Here is a 1009-nt window from a genome sequence, read left to right on the forward strand (position 1 = left end):
GTTCTTTAATAATATATTCATTATTTACATGTTTTGCTAATTTATCTGATGGAATATCATTCGTCACATTCAATAATATATCTCTCCATGTACCTTGTCCTATTATTTGTTTTCCAAGTAGAGCTTTGCTAGCACCTTGTAATATAAACAGATCCATTGCTTCTAAAAAACCTTCCAGGTACTTTATTTTCGTTTCTTTCCCATGTATAAAGTTTTCTATATACCTTGCTATTTCGCTAGGTCTGACGTTTTCATTAATTTTCCCATTCCTTACTAATATTTGTTTTGTTAAATTTGCTATCTCATATTGTTCCTGTGAAGAAAGTGATTTTAATGTATTTCTTACATTTTCTATATACATACTTATCCTCCTCACTTTATAAGAAGATCCTAAGTATCTCTTCAACATGAAATGTGGTTTGTCCTTTTCATAAAAAATAGCAGAAAGGAATGAAACCCCCTCTACTATCGCTGTTTGTTTAATAATCCGTATACAAGTTTACAAGCATATTATCCATGCCCTTTCTTCAACACTTCGGTCACAACATCGCTCTAAGATCATTAAATTATGCCAGTTTATTTATTTTCAAAAACTTTCACTCTATTTAACACTTTAGCTTTCCACGAACCATTTTCTTTTGTACACCACCAGACTTCTTTATTACTATAAGCCCCTATATCAAATGGTGTTAAACTTCCGTTTTTCTCAAAATCCCATTCTTCCGCTAGTTGTGGAAATTTTGTTGCAAGGCAGTTATCTAAACTTACCTTATGTCCTGAACAAAAAGGACAACTTCCCCTTTTTTTATTATATATTGCCATTTTCCATTCATGAGTGTGTGCTTTTCCTTTATAGCAATACCACCAGACTTCTTTATGGCTTCCGATAGTTACATCTACTGGTGTTAATTCTCCATTTTTCGTTGGATGCCATTGTTTCGCTATTTCAGGTTTTACTTTTGCCAAACAATTTTCTTCATTCACTTATTTTCCAGCACAATATGGACAT

General features: G+C 32.3%; 2 protein-coding genes. Both read right to left on the bottom strand.

What is annotated here, in order from left to right:
• On the bottom strand, positions 1–361 hold a 361-nt coding region (locus tag KVT27_RS23290), incomplete at its 3' end, for a hypothetical protein (protein ID WP_217582037.1).
• Positions 362–576: 215 nt separating this feature from the next.
• Entirely contained in the window at positions 577–984 is a 408-nt protein-coding gene (locus KVT27_RS23295; RefSeq protein WP_217582038.1) for a zinc-ribbon domain-containing protein, read from the bottom strand.
• Positions 985–1009 lie beyond the last annotated feature (25 nt).

This window comes from Lysinibacillus sp. GbtcB16 (genome assembly GCF_019091145.1).
Classification (GTDB): domain Bacteria; phylum Bacillota; class Bacilli; order Bacillales_A; family Planococcaceae; genus Lysinibacillus; species Lysinibacillus fusiformis.